General features: G+C 70.3%; 15 protein-coding genes and 2 pseudogenes. 10 read left to right on the top strand and 7 right to left on the bottom strand.

Annotated features, from left to right (window positions below; translation table 11 throughout):
- Positions 1-254: 254 nt before the first annotated feature.
- Both ACWD6R_RS35910 and ACWD6R_RS35905 read right to left on the bottom strand, forming a co-directional pair.
- Positions 255-1,712 carry a catalase gene (locus ACWD6R_RS35910; protein ID WP_451822579.1) on the bottom strand — a complete coding sequence of 486 codons (1,458 nt, stop codon included), beginning with the start codon at positions 1,710-1,712 and terminating at the stop codon, positions 255-257.
- Between the two features lie 195 nt (positions 1,713-1,907).
- A pseudogene (locus tag ACWD6R_RS35905) lies at positions 1,908-2,288 on the bottom strand (NAD-binding protein); the annotation flags it as partial.
- Between the two features lie 588 nt (positions 2,289-2,876).
- On the opposite strand from ACWD6R_RS35905, the gene ACWD6R_RS35900 reads away from it, so the two are divergent.
- The 7 genes and pseudogenes from ACWD6R_RS35900 (at position 2,877) to ACWD6R_RS35870 (ending at position 7,562) form a co-directional block, all read left to right on the top strand.
- Positions 2,877-3,128 carry a hypothetical protein gene (locus ACWD6R_RS35900; protein ID WP_451822578.1) on the top strand — a complete coding sequence of 84 codons (252 nt, stop codon included), beginning with the start codon at positions 2,877-2,879 and terminating at the stop codon, positions 3,126-3,128.
- On the top strand, positions 3,125-3,502 hold the full coding sequence (locus ACWD6R_RS35895; RefSeq protein WP_451822577.1) for a helix-turn-helix domain-containing protein: 378 nt from the start codon (positions 3,125-3,127) through the stop codon (positions 3,500-3,502). Before ACWD6R_RS35900 ends, ACWD6R_RS35895 begins: the two co-directional genes overlap by 4 nt.
- A gap of 164 nt (positions 3,503-3,666) precedes the next feature.
- Entirely contained in the window at positions 3,667-4,176 is a 510-nt protein-coding gene (gene uraD / locus ACWD6R_RS35890) for a 2-oxo-4-hydroxy-4-carboxy-5-ureidoimidazoline decarboxylase (protein WP_451822576.1), read from the top strand.
- Positions 4,177-4,181: 5 nt separating this feature from the next.
- A complete protein-coding gene (gene uraH, locus ACWD6R_RS35885) occupies positions 4,182-4,571 on the top strand; it encodes a hydroxyisourate hydrolase (protein ID WP_451822575.1) in 390 nt (129 codons plus the stop codon).
- A 5-nt stretch (positions 4,572-4,576) separates the two neighbouring features.
- Entirely contained in the window at positions 4,577-5,509 is a 933-nt protein-coding gene (gene pucL / locus ACWD6R_RS35880; protein ID WP_451822574.1) for a factor-independent urate hydroxylase, read from the top strand.
- 91 nt (positions 5,510-5,600) lie between these two features.
- A pseudogene (locus ACWD6R_RS35875) lies at positions 5,601-6,128 on the top strand (solute carrier family 23 protein); the annotation flags it as partial.
- Between the two features lie 45 nt (positions 6,129-6,173).
- Positions 6,174-7,562 carry an 8-oxoguanine deaminase gene (locus ACWD6R_RS35870; protein WP_451822573.1) on the top strand — a complete coding sequence of 463 codons (1,389 nt, stop codon included), beginning with the start codon at positions 6,174-6,176 and terminating at the stop codon, positions 7,560-7,562.
- 346 nt (positions 7,563-7,908) lie between these two features.
- Here ACWD6R_RS35870 and ACWD6R_RS35865 read toward each other — a convergent pair whose 3' ends face one another.
- The gene (locus ACWD6R_RS35865) at positions 7,909-8,790 is read right to left on the bottom strand and encodes a chitosanase (RefSeq protein ID WP_451822572.1); all 882 of its coding nucleotides are present in this window, start codon (positions 8,788-8,790) and stop codon (positions 7,909-7,911) included.
- 360 nt (positions 8,791-9,150) lie between these two features.
- Entirely contained in the window at positions 9,151-10,002 is an 852-nt protein-coding gene (locus ACWD6R_RS35860; RefSeq protein ID WP_451822571.1) for a chitosanase, read from the bottom strand.
- Positions 10,003-10,062: 60 nt separating this feature from the next.
- Between ACWD6R_RS35860 and ACWD6R_RS35855 the strand changes: the two genes are divergently transcribed.
- Both ACWD6R_RS35855 and ACWD6R_RS35850 read left to right on the top strand, forming a co-directional pair.
- The gene (locus ACWD6R_RS35855; RefSeq protein ID WP_451822570.1) at positions 10,063-10,746 is read left to right on the top strand and encodes an alpha/beta fold hydrolase; all 684 of its coding nucleotides are present in this window, start codon (positions 10,063-10,065) and stop codon (positions 10,744-10,746) included.
- Positions 10,747-10,870: 124 nt separating this feature from the next.
- Entirely contained in the window at positions 10,871-13,003 is a 2,133-nt protein-coding gene (locus ACWD6R_RS35850) for a hypothetical protein (RefSeq protein WP_451822569.1), read from the top strand.
- A 175-nt stretch (positions 13,004-13,178) separates the two neighbouring features.
- Here ACWD6R_RS35850 and ACWD6R_RS35845 read toward each other — a convergent pair whose 3' ends face one another.
- The 3 genes from ACWD6R_RS35845 to aceB all read right to left on the bottom strand — a co-directional run bounded on the left by ACWD6R_RS35845 (position 13,179) and on the right by aceB (position 17,295).
- Positions 13,179-13,760 (bottom strand): TIGR03086 family metal-binding protein, encoded by a 582-nt coding sequence (locus ACWD6R_RS35845; RefSeq protein ID WP_451822568.1) that lies wholly within the window; start codon positions 13,758-13,760, stop codon positions 13,179-13,181.
- A 200-nt stretch (positions 13,761-13,960) separates the two neighbouring features.
- Positions 13,961-15,199 (bottom strand): FAD-dependent monooxygenase, encoded by a 1,239-nt coding sequence (locus ACWD6R_RS35840; RefSeq protein ID WP_451822567.1) that lies wholly within the window; start codon positions 15,197-15,199, stop codon positions 13,961-13,963.
- A 476-nt stretch (positions 15,200-15,675) separates the two neighbouring features.
- Entirely contained in the window at positions 15,676-17,295 is a 1,620-nt protein-coding gene (aceB, locus tag ACWD6R_RS35835) for a malate synthase A (protein ID WP_451822566.1), read from the bottom strand.
- Positions 17,296-17,689: 394 nt separating this feature from the next.
- On the opposite strand from aceB, the gene ACWD6R_RS35830 reads away from it, so the two are divergent.
- A partial coding sequence (locus ACWD6R_RS35830) for an RNA-guided endonuclease TnpB family protein (RefSeq protein ID WP_451822565.1) occupies positions 17,690-18,792 on the top strand: 1,103 nt, incomplete at its 3' end.

Below are 18,792 nucleotides of genomic sequence, written 5' to 3'. Positions count from 1 at the left end.
CTCCGCCGCCAGCTCGTCCTTATCCCGACCTCGTGCACTCACGACAGACCATTCTGCCTCAATCGCACACCAAGATCTATCCCTGTAGTACTAGTGCCCCTCCCGGCAAGCTTTGCCCCGTCGCACCGCCCGGCACGCCCGCTCGCCGCGTTGGCCAAAAGCCCTGGTAGCTCCGCTACAAGGACTTCCGCCCGCCTTGCGATCGCACGCACCGGACGACGCTCCTCATGGGGCAAACATTGCCGGTCACGGCACTAGTCCTCGCGCAGGGCGCGGACAGCCTCCTCGACGCGCTTGCCGTAGTCGGCGTCGGCGGCGTGGAAATGCGCGAGGTTCTTCTCGATCACGTCGTCGCGGGTGACCTGGGAGAGGCCTCCGGCGATGTTGGCGACCAGGCGGCCCTTCTCGTCCTCGGACATCAGCCGGTAGAGCTCGCCCGCCTGGAAGAAGTCGTCGTCCTTGGTGTGGGCGGGCGCCGCGTGGGTGCCGGTCCAGCCGTGGATCGCCAGCGGGGCGGAGAGCGCCGCGCCGGTCTGGGCGGGGCCGGCGTACGAGTTGGGTTCGTAGTTCTTGTCGTGGCGCGCGCCGTTGCGGGTGGCGTGCAGACCGTCGCGGCCGTAGTTGTCGACGACGGCGGTCCGCGGGGCGTTCACCGGGAGCTGGGTGTGGTTGACGCCCAGCCGGTAGCGGTGCGCGTCGGCGTAGGCGAACAGGCGGCCCTGGAGCATCTTGTCCGGGGAGGGGCCGATGCCGGGCACGAAGTTGTTCGGGGAGAACGCGACCTGCTCGACCTCGGCGAACACATTGTCCGGGTTGCGGTCCAGGACCAGCCGGCCCACGCGCTGCAGCGGGTAGTCGCTGTGCGGCCACACCTTGGTGAGGTCGAACGGGTTGAAGCGGTAGTCGGCGGCCTCGGCGGCCGGCATGACCTGCACGTACAGGGTCCAGGACGGTTTCACGCCCCGCTCGATGGCCTGCAGCAGGTCCGTCTGGTGCGAGGTGCCGTCCTTGCCCGCGAGCTCGGCGGCCTGCTCGCTGGAGAGGGAGCGCACGCCCTGGTTCGTCTTGAAGTGGTACTTGACGAAGAAGGCCTCGCCCTCGGTGTTCGTCCACTGGTAGGTGTGCGAGCCGTAGCCGTTCATGTGGCGGTACGAGGCAGGGATGCCCCGGTCGCCCATCAGCCAGGTCACCTGGTGCGTCGCCTCGGGGGCGTGCGCCCAGAAGTCCCAGACGTTGTCAGGCTCCTGACGGCCCGTGAACGGGTCGCGCTTCTGCGAGTGGATGAAGTCGGGGAACTTGATCGGGTCCTTGATGAAGAAGACCGGGGTGTTGTTGCCGACCAGGTCGTAATTGCCCTCGTCCGTGTAGAACTTGAGGGCGAAGCCGCGCGGGTCGCGTACGGCGTCGGCGCCGCCCAGCGAGTCGGCGACCGTCGAGAACCGGATGAACGTCTCGGTGCGCTTGCCGACGGCGGAGAGGAAGTCGGCGCGGGTGAAGCCGGTGACGTCGTCGGTCACCTCGAAGTAGCCGTATGCGCCGGAACCGCGCGCGTGGACCACGCGCTCCGGGATGCGCTCCCGGTTGAAGCGCGCGAGCTTCTCCAGCAGGTGTTGGTCCTGGAGGAGGATCGGGCCACCGACGCCGGCGGTGGCGGAGTTCTGGTTGTCGGCGACCGGGGCGCCTGACTCGGTCGTAAGCACACGCTGCGTCATGGTGTCGGGGCGACCTTCCGTACGGGAGTTGCTGAACTGCGACGCCCTGGGGCTCCAGGAGCGTAGGTACGCTCCGAACCGAACGTCAACAGTTTGTTGAAATTGCGAGTGAGGTGTTCCGGATGGCGCCGACGCCTGGGCGCGACAGGACAGGTGTCAGCGCCGGCGCCATCCGGAAGTCTGTGGGGCGGTCGGTCAGGCCTGGACGGGCTGACCCGAGAGGCGCTCGACCGCGCGCAGCAGGGCCGAGTGGTCCAGGCCGCCGTCGCCCTGCGCGCGGAGCGAGGCGACGAGCTGGGCGACCACGGCGCCGACGGGGAGCGCGGCACCGACATTACGGGCGGCGTCGGTGACGATGCCCATGTCCTTGTGGTGCAGGTCGATCCGGAAGCCCGGCGCGAAGTCCCGGCCCAGGAAGTTGTCCTTCTTCCGGGTCAGCACGGTCGAGCCGGCCAGCCCGCCGGCCAGGACGTCGAGTGCGGCGGAGAGGTCGACCCCGGACTTCTCCAGGAAGACGACGGCCTCGGCGCAGGCCTGGATGTTGACCGCGACGATCAGCTGGTTGGCGGCCTTCACACACAGAAGGCGGGGCGGACGCCCGCGGGCCGTCCGCTCCGCCTGCTGCTCTCCGGCTGCCGGGCTGCCCGGCGGGCAGCGTGTCCTGGAATGTCGTCCCCGCGGTCCGGTGCGCGGCCACCGGGCGCTCACCTGTGCCGGGGTGAGGGCCTGCTCCCTCACGTGCAGGACGTAGTCCACCCGCTGGTCGCAGGAGCGCGGCGCGGTGCTCGTCCGGCCGGCCAGGTCGATCAGTCACTGAGGGACGTCGACCGCCACCGTCCGCTCCGGCGGATATGCCGCACCGTGGGTGCCGAACACCTGGTCGTCGAATCGTGCCGGGCTCGCGGGGCCGGCACGCACATCCGTGGCGTTGTCGTCAGTATTCCCCAAGCTCTCGGCTTCGCTCGAGCAGGGGAGACCCGAGACCCCATTCGCTCCGTGTGGGCTCCTTCCTCCGCCTTGCAGCTGCACGCACCACGGCGACACCAGCCGCTCCGCGGCGGGCCGCTCCCCGCTCCGGCCTGATCCAAACGAAAGACCCCAGCGGTCCGTTAGGGTCGGGGCCGAGCCGGCCCCTGGGCGCGGCGAGCACATGATGGAGGCACAGTGCGCTTGAGAGTGGAGTTCACCACCGAGCCCTTCGATCTCGACGAGGCACCCGCTCACGCGGTGGTGGCCCGCGAGGTGATCCAGACGGCCGAGCTGGACGCCGTGGATGTCGGCCCCTTCGGCAATACGGCGGAGGGCGGCGCCGACGCGGTGCTCACCGCGGTGGACTCCCTGCTGCGCAAGGCCCTGGAGTCCGGTGCCACCCGGGTGTCGCTCCAGGTCAACGTCATCGGGGATGACTCGAAGTGACCGAACCGGCGGACCACCCCCTCGTCACTGCGGTCAAGCCGCTCGTCGACGCCATGGGCGCCGAGCTGGTCGGGCCCGAGGAGGCCAGGATCGACGACGTCGTGCTGGCCTGGGAGGGCGAGGACGTCATAGCCGTGCGGCTGCCGCAGCTCTCGGACTCGCTCGACCACATCCTGGCAGCGATGGAGCGGCGGCACGGCATGCCGCTGGCCGAGCTGGACCGTAAGACCAAACAGTCGGTCGTACGGAACCTTGAGGCACGGGGTGCCTTCTCGGTACGGCACGGCGTGGAGACGGTGGCGGGGGCGCTGGGGGTCAGCCGCTTCACCGTCTACAACTATCTCAACAGGGAAAATGCTGCCAAAGGTGAGTAGTTGAGCGAACGCCGCGGAAGTATGCGGAAGGCCGTCGCCCGGATCGCCGGGCGGCGGCCTTTGACGTTCGCGGAATTTCAACAAAGTGTTGACGTGGTGTTGTGGAGGGCGTTAGCTATCCGCAGCCCGACCAACGCACAGCGAAAAAAGCCACGGAGGCTCCCGTGACTCTGAGCTCCACACCGGGCCTCGCCCGGTTCAATACCCTGGCGGACGACGAGGCCATCACCGCGTTGCACGAGGTGTGTGCCAGTGCGGCATGGGGAAGAGCGATCCTCTCCCGGCGCCCCTACACCACCGCAGAAGCCCTTCTCGCCACCAGTGATGCCGCCACGGCCGCGCTGACCCGCGAAGATCTGGCCGACGCGATGGCCGGCCACCCCCCGATCGGCCGCCCGGCCCCCGGGGACCCGACCTCCTCCCGCGAACAGCGGGGGATGGCCGACGCCACCGAGGAGCTCAAGGCCGAGATGCTCGAACTGAACCTGGCTTACCAGGAGCGGTTCGGACATGTCTTCCTGATCTGCGCCACCGGTGCCACCGGCGAGCAGATGCGCGACGCGGTGAAGTCCCGGATCGGGAACTCGCCCGAGCAGGAGCGCGAGATCGTGCGCACCGAGCTGGGCAAGATCAATCGCATCCGGCTGACCCGTCTCGTAACCGAAGGAGAGTGACGGTCTTGAGCGCCGACACCACCGCATCGGTGTCCACGCACATCCTGGACACCAGCATCGGCCGCCCCGCCGCAGCCGTCCCCGTCACGCTCGCCGCCCGCAGTGGCAGCGACGCGCCGTGGGTGACGCTCGGCGGCTCCGCGACCGACGCGGACGGGCGATGCAAGGACCTGCCGGCGCTGCCGGAGGGCACCACCCATGTACGTCTCTACTTCGAGACCGAGGCGTACTTCTTCAACAAGCAAGCCGAGGCGCAGCAGGACGCCCCCCGCGTAAGGGACAGCGGTGCGTTCTTCCCGGAAGTGGCGATCACCTTCGCCGTCGTACCGGGCGAGCACTATCACGTACCGCTGCTGCTCAACCCGTTCGGCTACTCCGTATACCGAGGGAGCTAGCAGACATGCCCACGATTCTCGGCCAGAACCAGTACGGCAAAGCAGAGAACCGCGTCGTCAAGATCACGCGGGACGGCGACACCCACCACATCAAGGACCTGAACGTCTCGGTCGCCCTCTCCGGCGACATGGACGACGTCCACTACTCCGGCTCCAACGCCAACGTCCTGCCGACCGACACCACCAAGAACACGGTGTACGCGTTCGCCAAGGAGCACGGCATCGAGTCCGCCGAGCAGTTCGGCATCCACCTCGCCCGCCACTTCGTGACGTCGCAGGAGCCGATCCACCAGGCGCGCATCCGCATCCAGGAGTACTCCTGGGAGCGCATCGCCGCCTCGGACAACAACTCCAAGTTCATAGGCTCGGACGAGGTCAACCACTCCTTCGTCCGCAAGGGCCAGGAGCTGCGCACCACCCAGATCACCTACGACGGTGAGAACTGGCAGGTCATCTCAGGACTCAAGGACCTCACGGTCATGAACACCACCAACTCGGAGTTCTGGGGTTACGTCAAGGACAAGTACACGACGCTCAAGGAGGCGTACGACCGCATCCTGTGCACCGACGTCGCTGCCGCCTGGTGTTACAACTGGACCAGCGACGACGACCGGATGCCCAACTGGGAGAAGTCGTACGAGCAGGCCAGGAAGCACATCCTGCAGGCCTTCGCCGAGACGTACTCCCTCTCGCTGCAGCAGACCCTCTACCAGATGGGGTCGAGGGTGATCAACAGCCGCAGCGAGATCGACGAGATCCGCTTCTCCCTGCCGAACAACCACCACTTCCTGGTGGACCTGGAGCCCTTCGGTGTCAAGAACGAGACCGCCGACGGTGCTGTCTACTTTGCGGCAGACCGCCCGTACGGACTCATCGAGGCCACCGTGCTGCGGGACGGCATCGAGCAGCAGATCCCGGTCGACATGACCAACCTCTGACGCGGCCCTGAGCCGGTCCCCGCCCGCCGACGGGCGGGGACCGGCCGACCCGGAGGGAAACCCCATGGCACAGCCCGCAACGGGCCCAGCAGCAGACGGCCGCACCGACGGGCGGACCATCACCCGCGGACTGCGCACCGACGGCATCGCCACCCTGCTCGGCCCGGTCTTCGGCTCCTTCCCGACGAGCGCGTTCGCGCAGAACGCCGGCGTGGTGTCGCTGACGAAGGTACGCAGCCGCTACGTCGCCGCGGCGGGCGGAGCTCTGATCGTCCTGGGCGTCTTCCCCGCCCTCGGCGCGGTCGTCTCCCTCGTCCCGATGCCCGTGCTCGGTGGCGCCGGAATCGTCCTGTTCGGCTCGATCGCCGTCAGCGGCATCCGTACGCTCTCCGAGGCCGGACTCGACGACAGCTCCCACATCATCCTGGTCGCCGTGGCGCTCGGCGCGGGCATCATCCCGCTCGCCGCGCCCGCCTTCTACGCCGGATTTCCGTCCTGGGCGCAGACCGTGCTGGGCTCCGGGATCAGCGCGGGAGCGCTCGTCGCGGTCCTGCTCAACCTGTTCTTCCACCATCTCGGCACCCACAGCCGCACGGCTGCGGCACTCAAATCCTCCTAGGGTCCTGCCGTGCCCACCTCACCACAGAGAGACGAAGGAAGCGCCATGGCAGCCCCTGATCGTGTGGAACGCATCGTCATCCAGAACTGTTCGATCGCGACCGTGGACGCCGACGACACCGAGTACGCCTCGGGCCATGTCGTCGTCGCGGGCAACCGCATCGAGCACGTAGGCGCCGGCCGGGCCCCTGAGGGGCTGGAGAACGTCGTGCGACGCATCGACGGCACCGGGCACCTCGCTACCCCCGGCCTGATCAACACCCACCACCACTTCTACCAATGGATCACCCGGGGTCTGGCCACCGACCACAACCTCTTCGACTGGCTGGTCGCCCTCTACCCGACCTGGGCGCGCATCGACGAGCCGATGGTCCGCGCCGCAGCCCAGGGCTCGCTCGCGATGATGGCCCGCGGCGGCGTCACCACCGCCATGGACCACCACTACGTCTACCCGCAGGGCTCCGGCGACCTGTCCGGCGCCATCATCGGAGCCGCCCGCGACATGGGCGTACGGTTCACCCTCGCCCGCGGCTCCATGGACCGCAGCCAGAAGGACGGCGGACTGCCGCCGGACTTCGCCGTCGAGACGCTCGACGGTGCGCTCGCCGGCACCGAGGCGGCCATCGACGCCCACCATGACGGCTCCTTCGACGCCATGACGCAGATCGCCGTCGCACCCTGCTCGCCCTTCTCCATCTCCACCGAACTGCTCCGCCAGGGAGCCGAGCTGGCCCGCCGCCGCGGGGTCCGGATGCACACCCACGGCTCGGAGACCGTGGAGGAGGAGAAGTTCTGCCACGAGCTGTTCGGCATGGGCCCGACCGACTACTTCGAGTCGACGGGCTGGCTCGGCGACGACGTATGGATGGCTCACTGCGTCCATATGAACGACTCCGACATCGCCGCGTTCGCCCGCACCGGCACCGGCGTCGCGCACTGCCCGTCCTCCAACGCCCGCCTCGCGGCAGGCATCGCCCGGGTCCCCGACATGCTGGCCGCGGGCGTCCCCGTCGGCCTCGGTGTCGACGGCACCGCCTCCAACGAGTCCGGTGAACTCCACACCGAACTGCGCAACGCCCTCCTCATCAACCGCCTCGGCGCCCACCGCGAAAAGGCACTGAATGCCCGTCAGGCCCTGCGCCTGGGAACGTACGGCGGCGCCCAGGTCCTCGGCCGCGCGGACCAGATCGGCTCCCTGGAGGTCGGCAAGCTCGCCGACCTGGTGCTCTGGAAACTGGACACCCTCGCCCACTCCTCCATCGCCGACCCGGTCACCGCGCTCGTCTTCGGCGCCGCCGCCCCCGTCACCCTCTCCCTCGTCAACGGGAAGACGGTCGTCGAGGGCAACCACCTGACCACGGTGGACGAGGACGCCATCGCCCGCGCCACCCGCGACGAGGCCCGCCGCCTCGCGCAGATCGCCGCCGGGGCCTGACGGCTCCGGGGCACCTCCCCCAGAACGGCCGGCCGGAGGGGGACGGCCCTCGGCCGGCCGCCGTGGACCCGAGCGGGGTCCACGGCAGCCGGTCCGGCGGACACGCACGCAGAAGTGCGCGTTCGCCGGACCGGTGACCAAGGCTGCCGCACCAGCTGCACAACCTGCCCCACCTGCACCGACGCACCACCTGGGCGGGAAGCCGGAGACGGAGGACGAGAAGGAGCCCTCCGTCCCGGCAACGGCTCCGGTGGGCGCGCACTGAGCGTGTCCGGTACGGCGCTGTGGCGCGCCTGGCGGGGGCCGTACGCGTCACAGACGTATTCCGGGCAGGTCCGGGCGGGACTCAGCCGATGTGGTAGCTGTCGCCGTACACCTTCCACTCCGGCGGCGGATCCAGGTTCAGATTGCCCTTCTTCAGGAAGACTTGCTGGGCGGTGTCCACCCGGCTGGTGTCCGAGTGGGCCTCATCCTGCCGCATCGCCCAGACCCGCGCGTCCAGGAAGGCGTTGAGGTAGGTCACCTCGTTGCCGCCCTGCGACGGCGGCTTCGCCCTGGCGAGCGCGCGCTTGCGGATGGAGCCGAAGCTGGTGCTGTCGTCGCCGTCGCCGTGCATGACGATGGCGTCGTAGTACGCGAACTGGCCGAGCGTGCCGATGCCGTCGGCCTTCGCCCGATCGACCGCCGGGTTGAAGTACACCCGGTCCCGTTCGTCGTTCTGCGCCTGCTTGAAGGCCGGGTCCGACGCCGCGGTCGCCCAGTCCTCGGCGAAGTTCGGGTCGAGGCCGTCGTGCGAGTCGGTGCCGTTCACCTCCCGCAGAGCGGGCAGATAATTCGCGAGGACGTTGCCCGGCTTGCGCTGGGTGTACAGCTCGACGAGGTCGAGCATGTCGCCGGTGCCGGAGCAGAAGCCGATGATGCCCGCGGTGTAGCCGCAGCCGTCGCCGACGTCCTCAATGTATTTGTACTGCGCTTTCCAGTCGAGTGAGGAGTTCTCCGCGCTGGAGACCAGCTCCATGGCGATCTCCTTCTTCGCCGGATCGGCCAGCCCGGTGGCGGCAGCCGCCTGCCGGGCGGCGGAGACCTCCTGGCGCACGGCCGGATGCGTGGGGGCACCGGCGTAGGCGGTGGTGGGTGCCGCGGTGAAGGTCACCCCGAATACGGCCAGCGCGAGCCGTACGGGGCGAGTGTTGCGACGTGCGGCGTGCTTATGGCGAGCGGGCACCATTCCTCCAAAGGGAGTTCGTCGTTCCGGATCCGCTAGGAAGCTTTCCTATCAGAGTGGAGTGAGAGTCGTGGTGGAGTGAGAGTCGTGCACTCGTTCGGCGCAAGCGAGTTGAGTCCGGCTCCGGCTACGGAAAGGCCCCGCACTACGCGCCGGACGCTCGGTGCGGGGCCGTACGGGGCGGCCTGCGGATCAGGGGCGGACACCCTCTGGCCGATGGCTGTCAGCAGTCGGGGTAGGCCACGTGGATCCATGCGCCCGTGGGGCCACCCTGCAGGTTGCCCATGGACCAATGTCCCTACTGGGCACGGCAGTTGAGATTTTGACCCCGTTCGTTGACCGTGCAGACCGCCGATCGCGGGTTCAGGGTCCGTCGATACGGTAGCTGTCGCCGTACACCTTCCACTTCAGCGGCGTTTCCAGCTGGAGTCTGCCCTCGCGTACGAAGACCCGCTGCTCCGTTTCGACGCGACTGGTGTCGGAGTGCGAGGGTTCCTTGCGGATCGCGGTGACCCGGGCATCGAGGAAGGCGTTCAGATACGTCACCTCGTCGCCGCCCCGGGACGGCGGTTCGGCGGCGTCGATTGCCTCGCGGCGCATCGTACGGAATCCGACCGTGCCGTCCGAGTCGGCGGACCCGTGCATCACATAGGCGTCGTAGTAGATGAACTGGCCCAGGGCGCCGAGACCGTCGCCCTTTCCCTGTTCGACCGCCGGATCGAAGTATGAGCTGTCCCGTTCGGCATCCTGCGCCGACCGGAACGCGGGGTCGGCGGCCGCCTCCACCCATGCGTCGGTGAACGGGCGCCCGAGGCCGTCGTGCGAATCGCTGCCCTGCACCGCGCGCAGAGCGGGCAGGAACCGTTCCAGCGGATTGCCGGGGCGCGCCGACGCGTACCGCTCGACGACCTTCAGCATGTCGCCGGTGCCGGAGCAGAAGCCGATGATGCCCGCGGTGTAGCCGTGGCCGTCGCCGATGTCCTCGATGTACTTGTACTGCGCCTTCCAGTCGAGCGTGGAGTTCTCCGCGCTGGAGACCAGCTGCATCGCGATCTCCTTCTTCGCCGGATCGTCCAGCCCGGCCCTCGGGGCGCCGTTGCCGGAAACGGGCACGGGCGAGCGCCCGGAACACCCCGCCAGCAGGGCGGCCGCCATGACCAGAGCGGTGACCGGAGCCGTGGCGGGGGCGAGCAGGGAACGCGGAATGACCTTCACTTCTCCAGCCTGCCAGGCGCGGGGAAGGATCTTGGTCCGTTCGCCTGTAGCGTCAGGGGTATGGAAGATCAGTCTGTTGTGGATGTCGGCGACGTCCGGCTGGCGTACCGGACCTGGGGCGACCCGTTCGGCTCGCCCGTCGTCCTGCTGCACGGCCTCGGCGGTTCCGCCGCGAGCTGGGAAGCGGTCGGGAGCCTGCTCGGCGAGGAATGGCGGGTGTACGCCCTCGACCTGCGCGGGCACGGGGAGAGCGACTGGCCCGACGAGTACTCCTTCGAGCTGATGAGGGACGACGTCCTCGGCTTCCTCGACGAGTGCGAGCTTGACCGCGTCGGCCTGGTCGGCCACTCCATGGGCGGCGTGGTCGCCCATCTGCTCGCCCAGGAGCACGCGGACCGGGTGGAGCGCCTGGTGCTGGTGGAGACCCCGCCGCCGTTCCCCAGTGAGCCGAGGCCCGCCGCGCAGCCCGAAGAGCCGGTCGACTACGACTGGAATCTCGTCGCGCCCATCCGGGCCCAGGTCGCCGACCCCGACCCGCAGTGGGCGGACGGTCTCGGCGAGATCGTCGCGCCGACGCTGATGATCGCCGGCGGCCCGGAGAGCACCATGCCACAGGGCCGGCTGGCCGACATGGCCTCCCTGATCCCGGACTGCCGGCTGATCACGCTCGGCGGCGGCCACCAGGTCCACGAGACCCATGCCGACCAGGTCGCCCAGCAGATCACCGAGTTCTTCACCAGCTGAAACTCCGGCAGCCGGCTGAACCCCGGAGCGGGGTGCCCCCGGGAGCCGGCGAACCGCGCCGGTCGGCATCGTGGGCGGGGCCCGGCCGGGGGTATTGTCAGTGCCGGGTGCCAAGATCGTCCGTATGGAGCTTGCACTGTTCTTCGCCGAGGTCGACGCCCAGCCGTGGGCCGAGCTGCAGCATGCGTACGGAAGCGCCGCCGATGTGCCCGACTGCCTGCGGGTGCTCGCCGGGGACGACGAGGACGCGGCGTCCGAGGCGCTCTCCGAGCTGTACGGCAGCATGCATCAGGGTTCGGTGTACGAGGCGACGGCCCACGCGGTGCCGTATCTGGCGCGGCTCGCGGAGGCCGGGCACCGCACGGAGGATCTGCTGGTGCTGCTCGGCGGGATCGCGGAGGGCGGCGAGGACCAGGGGGAGACGGACGAAGCCGCCTGCCGGGCGGCCGTCGTCGCCCAACTGCCGTTGATCCTGGGCCGGATCGCCGACGAGAATCCCGGGTTGCGGCAGGCCGCCGCGTGGACCGGGGCCATGACAGGGGCATCCGGCCAGGTGCTGCCGGTGCTCCGGAGGCGCTGGGCGGAAGAGACGGATCCCCTTGTCCGGGCCGAACTCCTCGGTGCCATTGCCCATCTGGACCCGGCAGGGAGCGCCGCCGAGGCGACCGAAGCCATGGGTGCGGGCGAGCCGGGCGAGGTGAGGATCGCGGCCCTGCTGGCCGGCGTCGACGCGGGCCGGCCCTGGGGCCCCGCCCACCACGAGGCGATGCTGGCGCTCCTCCCGGCCGACGGGCTGGTCCGGAGCCGCCTCGACCAGGAGCGCAACGAACCGCTGCAGTATGTCGTCGATTCCCTGCTGCTCCGTGACACCCCCGAGGACCGCGAAGCGGCGTACGGCCTGCTCGACGCGGCACTGCGCAGCCCCGACCCCGACGCCCGCGCCGAGGCGCTGTGGGCGGCCGAGACCGCCTGTCAGCTCTCGCGCAGCGCGCCCGAACGGCTGGCCGCGCCCCTGCGTGCCCTGACGGCCGACCCGGCTGCCGTGCCCGCGGCGTACTCGCTCCTCCGGAAGCTGGGCGTCCATGGAGCGGCGGCAGCCCCGGTCCTGGCCCAACTCGCCGCAGGGCAGGGTGATCCGGCGGACCGGGCCCTCGAAGCGCTTGTCGCCGTGGCCCCCGCGCAGGCCGCGCCGCTCCTCGCCCGCGACCTGGGACAGCGCCCGCGCGCGCTCGGCGCCGTATGCGGCTTCCCGGCCCGAGGGGCAGCCGCCCTCTCGTTCCCGTACGACCCCGACCTGCTGGACGCGATCCGTGTCCGCCTCGTCGCGGACGATCTCGAAGGCAATGAGCCGTTCTGGCTCACGGCCCTGCTCACCGCCTGGGGGAGCCGGGCATCCTCGGCCCTGCCCGAACTGCGGTCCGCGCTGGCGCGGTTCCCGAAGGTCGTGCCCAAGGCGCTGGTGGCGGTCTGCCCGCCGGAACACCGCGCGGAGGCGGCGGAACTCCTGACCACCGCGGCCCGCTCCGGACCGAAGGCGGGCAGGCTCGCGGCGGCCGGGGCGGTGCACGAGCTGACCGGCGACTCCGGCCCCCTGCTGGCAGCGACGGCCGCACAGCTCGCCGAGGGTGACTACGACGTACGGGAGGCTGCGAGCTCCGCCGGCGAACTGGGCCCGGAGGCAGCCGATCTGGTGCCCGCCCTGCGGTCCGCTCTCACCGTCCCCGAGCCGAACCGCACCATCCCGCAGCTGGACGGCGATGTCGAGATCGCCACCGCCCTGTGGCGGATCACGGGCGACGCCGAGGAGGCGGTGCCGGTGCTCGCCGGGGTGCTCGCAGAGGTCGGACCGGCCTGGATGCGCTGGACGTTCATCCGCGCCGCGCGAGCGGCGGCCCTCATCGGAGAGGCGGCCCGCCCGCTGGTCCCCGCACTGGAGGGCCTGCTGACGGACCGGCAACAGACCCCGGGCGCGGTACTCGCCCTGCACGCGATCGCACCCGAGTCCCTCGACGCCCCTCGGCTGGCCGGCCTGCTCCTGGACGCCGCGGAGGCGGACGCCGAACCCGTCACCGCCGTCGAAGCCCTGGTTGCCCTCGGCCCGACCGCCCTCACCGACGACCACCTGAACCGGCTGACCGCCCTCGCTGAACGGGACCTGCGGGTGACGGCCTCAGGACTGGAGTCAGGCATCGCCCCGGCCGACGAACGACTGCGCGACCGGGTGCGCGAGGCGGTGCGGACGCTGCGACCGCACTGACCGCGCGTGCGGGATCGCTGCGCGCCGCAGGGAGGACATGACGGCGCAGCCCCGCCGCCCGCGACCGCGGGGCCGGCAGGCCGTACCGGAGCTCCGGTACGGCCCGCCGGATCGGCCGGTCGCGGGACGGGCGCGGCCACGCCCCTCCGGCGGCAGCGGCCGTCCCGCGCAGCCCTCAGCGCCCGGGCTGCCAGTCCGGGTGCCGGCCGCTCATGGCGATCGCCCGGTCGACGAGGGGCGCGTCGGCCGGTACCGGGACCGGCGGTCCGAAGATGTCGGGCCGCGGGATGTCGTCGCGGGGCGTCAGCATGGCCAGCGACACCCGCAGGCTCGCCTCGTCCGCCTCGTACACCTGCCCGGTGGACCGGGCCAGGTCCCAGCCGTGGACGACCAGCTCGTTCAGTGCGACCATCGCGGCCACCTCGCCCGGCAGATCCACCCCGCCCGCCCTGGTCATCCCCTGCCGGGCGGCCGGGTCGCGCCAGGCCGTCACCAGCTCGTCCAGCAGGGGTGGCAGTGCCTCGCGCCAGTCGTCGCCGAGGACCGGCAGTGCGGCGGCCCGTGAGCTGTCGGTCGTCGGCCCGAGATCCTTCCGCGCCGCGTCGCGGAAGGCCTCGCTCAGCCCGACCAGATGGGCGAGCAGCTCCCGTACCGCATAGTCGGGGCAGGGGGTGGGGTCGGTCAGCTGTTTCTCCTCGATGCCGTCGAGCAGTGCGGCGACCTGACATGCGGCAGGTCCCAGATCGGCCGTGGGCATAGCTTGGTTCTCGGTATCCATACTCTTCTGACCGCTCCGGCACCCGGAACTCATCGGTCCTCGCGCGAGGCGTCCACGCCGCGCACCGGCACATTGCGGAACGTACCGCCCCATCCTCTTGTCGTGGACCCGCCAGCCGTGTCATATAGGTCTTCGTGACCGTGGGGGCGGTCGGGACCTGAGCGGGACGGGGCCGGGCGTCACTCCTTCAGGGCACGGCCACCGAACCCGCCACCCACAGCGGCCCGTTGCCACCAGGCATCCAGTGCCGACGGGTCCATCGAGCCCCACTCCGGTGTGGCCTCCACCAGGGCCTGCCCCAGTCGCCGCCCCAGATCCACCATGGCCCGGCCGGCCGCGGTGCGCTCGGAGTCGTATGTACGGAGTGCCTCGGCCCAGTCGGGCGCGGACCTGAGCGCCGACTCCAGTGCCGTCGCGTCCTGGAGCGCCTTGACCGCACCGGCACCGGTGTGCGGGCGGGCCACGGTCGCCGCGTCGCCGGTCAGCAGAAGCCGGCCGGTGGCGTAGCGCGGCGCCGTGAAGTCGTACAACGGCTGGACGAACAGCTCGTCCGGCGCGGTCAGACCGACCAGGCCGCCCCAGTACGGTGGCAGCAACTCGGCCGCGATACGGGCGAGATGGGAGTGCAGAGCGTCGGTGAGCGTGCCGGGCGGCAGACTCGTCGGAGTCTCCAGCGACAGTTCGAGATCCGGGGGAGGAGCGGTGTAGAGCACCCAGTTCACCCGGTGGCCGCCGGTGGCGTCCGGGATGCGGTAGACGATCACGTGGCCGCCCGGGAAGACGACGTACGCACACTCCTCGACGTCCCACAGACGCTGATCGGAGGCGGTCATCCTGGAGACGGGGAAGGCGCCGCGCCAGGCGAGATAGCCGGCGTACTCGGGGCGCGCCGCGGTGGCGAGCCCGGCGCAGACCTCGGTGCGGACGAGGGAGCGGTAGCCGTCCGCCCCGATGGCGAAGTCGAACACCTCGGTACGGTCGCTGCCGTCGACGCCCGTGATGCGTAACGCAACCCCGCCCGGGGTGTGCCGCACCGCGCCGACGGTGGTGCCGGTACGGAACTCGACCTCGCCCGGAACCCGGGTCCGCAGTTCCCGCCAGAGCGGACCCCAGTTGTACGTACGGAACGGGAAGGGCATCTCGCCGATCAGCTTCCCGAGGGGCGCGCCGCCCTCGCCGCGTACGTACCAGCGCCGACGGTTCAGCTGGATCCAGGGCATCCCCGCGTCCAAATACCCGGCCGACCGAAGCTCCTCGTAACGGTCGTCGTGCACGGCCAGCCCGACGCCCCGCTCCGCCAACCGCCCCGGCGCACGCTCCAGGACCACGATCTCGTCGGCACCGCCCCGGTGCGCGGCCAGTGCGGCGGCGCATCCGGCGACGCTGCCGCCCACGATGACGACCCGGCCTCCACGCATCTGATGTCTCCTCGGCTGCACGGTGGGAAAATGCCCCACGGACCACATCCCTGACTCCCCACCTGCAGTGGACGGTCAAACCTCCTCGAGCGCGCCCTCCGCGGAGGTCAGGCAGCGTTCCGCCAATGCCGCGGGCCCCAGCGGTCCGTCCGCCGGGACCAGCGCGCGGGCCGCCGCGTTCCGCATCGCATCGGGCAGGGGCAGCGCGCCGGGGCATCCCGCACCGCCTCCGCCCACCGCCGGGCGCCGGCGGCGAGCAGCGGTGCGGCGGCCTGGCGGAATCTGCCACGGACGCTGCTCGACGCGCTTGACACCGGGTTGGCGTAGGGCCGAAGAGCTCACTTGCCGGCTCGCGGAGTCTTCGCGCTTCGCGGGCCGATCGGCCGAGCACGGCGTGCGGGCCGACCGGGCGGCAGCGCTCCGCCCCCGGTGCTGTGCGGTACCGGGGGCGGAAAGCTCTACGGAGTCGGAGCGGCTCAGACCAGTTGCTCGTACGCCGGCAGCGTAAGGAAGTCCGCATAGTCCTGGTCCAGCGACACCTGGAGAAGCAGGTCGTGGGCCTGCTGCCACTTGCCGGAGGTGAATGCCTCCTCGCCGATCTCCTCGCGGATCGCAGCGAGTTCCTCGGCGGCGACCTTGCGGGCCAGGTCCGCCGTGGCGTGCTTGCCGTTCTCGAAGACCACGTCCGCGTTGATCCACTGCCAGATCTGCGAGCGGGAGATCTCCGCGGTGGCGGCGTCCTCCATCAGGTTGAAGATGGCGACGGCGCCCATGCCGCGCAGCCACGCCTCGATGTAGCGGATGCCGACGGCGACGGCGTTGCGCAGGCCGTCGTACGTGGGCTTGACGTCCAGGGTGTCGATGGCGATCAGGTCGCCCGGCGCCACGGAGACGTCCTCGCGCAGGCGGTCCTTCTGGTTCGGCTTCTCGCCGAGGACCGCGTCGAAGGAGGCCATGGCGATCGGGACGAGGTCCGGGTGGGCGACCCAGGAGCCGTCGAAGCCGTCGTTCGCCTCGCGGTCCTTGTCGGCCTTGACCTTCTCGAAGGCGACCTTGTTGACCTCGGCGTCACGGCGGGACGGGATGAATGCCGCCATGCCGCCGATCGCGTGCGCACCGCGCTTGTGACAGGTGCGGACGAGGAGTTCCGTGTACGCGCGCATGAACGGGGCGGTCATCGTCACCGCGTTGCGGTCCGGCAGGACGAACTTCGAGCCGCCGTCACGGAAGTTCTTGACGATGGAGAAGAGGTAGTCCCAGCGGCCCGCGTTCAGCCCGGAGGCGTGGTCGCGGAGTTCGTAGAGGATCTCCTCCATCTCGTACGCAGCGGTGATCGTCTCGATCAGGACGGTCGCGCGGACCGTGCCCTGCGGGATGCCGACGTAGTCCTGGGCGAAGACGAAGATGTCGTTCCAGAGGCGGGCCTCCAGGTGCGACTCCGTCTTCGGGAGGTAGAAGTAGGGGCCCTTGCCGAGGTCGATGAGGCGCTGGGCGTTGTGGAAGAAGTAGAGGCCGAAGTCGACCAGCGCGCCCGGCACCGGGGCGCCGTCGAGCTGGAGGTGACGCTCGTTCAGGTGCCAGCCGCGGGGGCGGGTGACGACCGTGGCGAGCTCGTCGGCGGGCCCCAGGGCGTACGACTTGCCGGACCTGGGGTCCGTGAAGTCGATGCGGCGCTCGTAGGCGTCGATCAGATTGAGCTGGCCGAGGATGACGTTCTCCCACGTGGGGGCGGACGCGTCCTCGAAGTCGGCGAGCCAGACCCTGGCGCCCGAGTTCAGGGCGTTGATGGTCATCTTGCGGTCGGTCGGACCGGTGATCTCCACCCGGCGGTCGTTCAGCGCGGCCGGGGCCGGGGCGACCTTCCAGGAGTCGTCCGCGCGGATCGCTGCCGTTTCGGGCAGGAAGTCCAGTGTGGAAGTGCGGGCGATCTCGGCGCGGCGCTCGGCGCGGCGGGCGAGCAGCTCGTCACGGCGGGGCGTGAACTGCCGGTGCAGCTCGGCCACGAACGCGAGGGCCGCGTCGGTCAGGACCTCATCCTGCCGGGGCAGGGGCTCGGCATCGACGATGGCCAGCGGGGACGGCGCTGGTGCGGACATGAGCTGTCACTCCTTCAGCGGGCGGTGCGGGCGGCGCCTTCGCGGTCGCCGGGTGGCCTCAATGGCACGGCGTGCCAGGGCTCCGGGATGCGGCCGTGGGCGCCGTCTGGGGTACAGAGCGCTTCTGACCAGTGGATAGTAGTTTCCTCATGGTGGAAGTTCAACTGATCCTTGCAAGGAATCCCGTGGCTTCAGCCATCGGGAGGAATTGCATCCCCTGGCGGCGACGCGGAGCGTCGCGGTGTCGGATCGTCTCGGGCGCGGAGTGCTCGCAGTGCTGTTCTGCCCGGCGGAGCCGGGGAATGCGAACGCGTGTCTTGTTGATCGCTGGATGGGGCGGTCGGGGCGCTGGTGGGGTGCAGGTGTGCGGGTATCCGACTTATGGTCGGCTCTTATGAAGCTGGTGGTGCGGGTGAAGCTACTGCCGACGCCCGTGCAGGCGGCGGCACTTGAGGCGACCTTGCGTACCTGCAACGAGGCGGCGACCTGGCTGTCCGCTCGTGCCTTCGCCCATGACCGGAAGGCCCTGGATGCCTGGTCGAAGGAGCGGGAGGCGTCGTCGGGCAGGGTGGATCCGGCACCCCGGCCTCGGTCGGGCGAGATGTCCGCAGTCAAGACGAAACGCCAAGGCTCCCGGCCGACGGACGACAGGCCGCGCAAGCCACGGCCGGTGCGGTCCTCCCGGGCCGCTCTGCAGGTGCTGGCGTACGGGGAGGTGAAGAAGCGCGGCCTGGCCGCGCAGCCCGCCCTGCACGTGCTGCGCAAGGTCGCCGACGCCTACACCACTCTCGCCGCGAACGCGCAGGCCGGGAACCTGGGCAAGCCCGGATCGAAACGGTACGAGAAGGCGATGGGCAAGCCGGTCGCCTTTCGGCCCGGTGCTGCTCAGGCCTTCGACGATCGCTGTTTGTCCTGGCAGACCGAGGCCCGTACCGTCTCGATCTGGACCACCACCGGACGGCTGAAATCCCTCGCCTACACCGGACAGGCCGAACAACTCCGAGTCCTTGACGTGCACCGGCAGGGCGAGAGCGATCTCGTCCACACCGACGGGCAGTGGTACCTGTTGGCCACCTGTGAGATCCCCGAGACGGTCCTCAACGCGATGCCGGACGGGTTCGACGGGGTGGACCTGGGGATCGTCAACATCGCCACCACCTCCACCGGCACTCGGTACAGCGGACGCAAGCTGAACCGGGCCCGGGAGAACGCCCGGCGGGTGCGCTCCACGCTCCAGGGGAAGGGCACCAAGTCCGCCAAGCGGCGGGCGAAGAAGTACGCGGGCCGCGAAGCACGCCGGGCCCGCGACATCAACCACAAGATCTCGAAGTGCATTGTGGCGGAGGCTGAACGCACCGGACGCGGCATCGCCCTGGAGGACCTTTCCGGGATCCGCGAGCGGGCACGGCTCAGGAAGCCCCAACGCGTCACCCTGCACTCCTGGTCCTTCCACCAGTTCGGCACGTTCGTGGCCTACAAGGCGCGTCGGGCCGGGGT

The organism is Streptomyces sp. NPDC005151, assembly GCF_053599875.1.
This window is presented reverse-complemented; position numbering and strand designations above follow the sequence as displayed.

Coding starts and splice junctions, on each gene's coding strand:
- ACWD6R_RS35910 (WP_451822579.1), bottom strand. CDS start 1,712: ATGACGCAGCGTGTGCTTACGACCGAGTCAGGCGCCCCGGTCGCCGAC.
- pucL (WP_451822574.1), top strand. CDS start 4,577: ATGCCCACGATTCTCGGCCAGAACCAGTACGGCAAAGCAGAGAACCGC.
- ACWD6R_RS35870 (WP_451822573.1), top strand. CDS start 6,174: ATGGCAGCCCCTGATCGTGTGGAACGCATCGTCATCCAGAACTGTTCG.
- ACWD6R_RS35865 (WP_451822572.1), bottom strand. CDS start 8,790: ATGGTGCCCGCTCGCCATAAGCACGCCGCACGTCGCAACACTCGCCCC.
- ACWD6R_RS35855 (WP_451822570.1), top strand. CDS start 10,063: ATGGAAGATCAGTCTGTTGTGGATGTCGGCGACGTCCGGCTGGCGTAC.
- ACWD6R_RS35850 (WP_451822569.1), top strand. CDS start 10,871: ATGGAGCTTGCACTGTTCTTCGCCGAGGTCGACGCCCAGCCGTGGGCC.
- ACWD6R_RS35845 (WP_451822568.1), bottom strand. CDS start 13,760: ATGCCCACGGCCGATCTGGGACCTGCCGCATGTCAGGTCGCCGCACTG.
- ACWD6R_RS35840 (WP_451822567.1), bottom strand. CDS start 15,199: ATGCGTGGAGGCCGGGTCGTCATCGTGGGCGGCAGCGTCGCCGGATGC.
- aceB (WP_451822566.1), bottom strand. CDS start 17,295: ATGTCCGCACCAGCGCCGTCCCCGCTGGCCATCGTCGATGCCGAGCCC.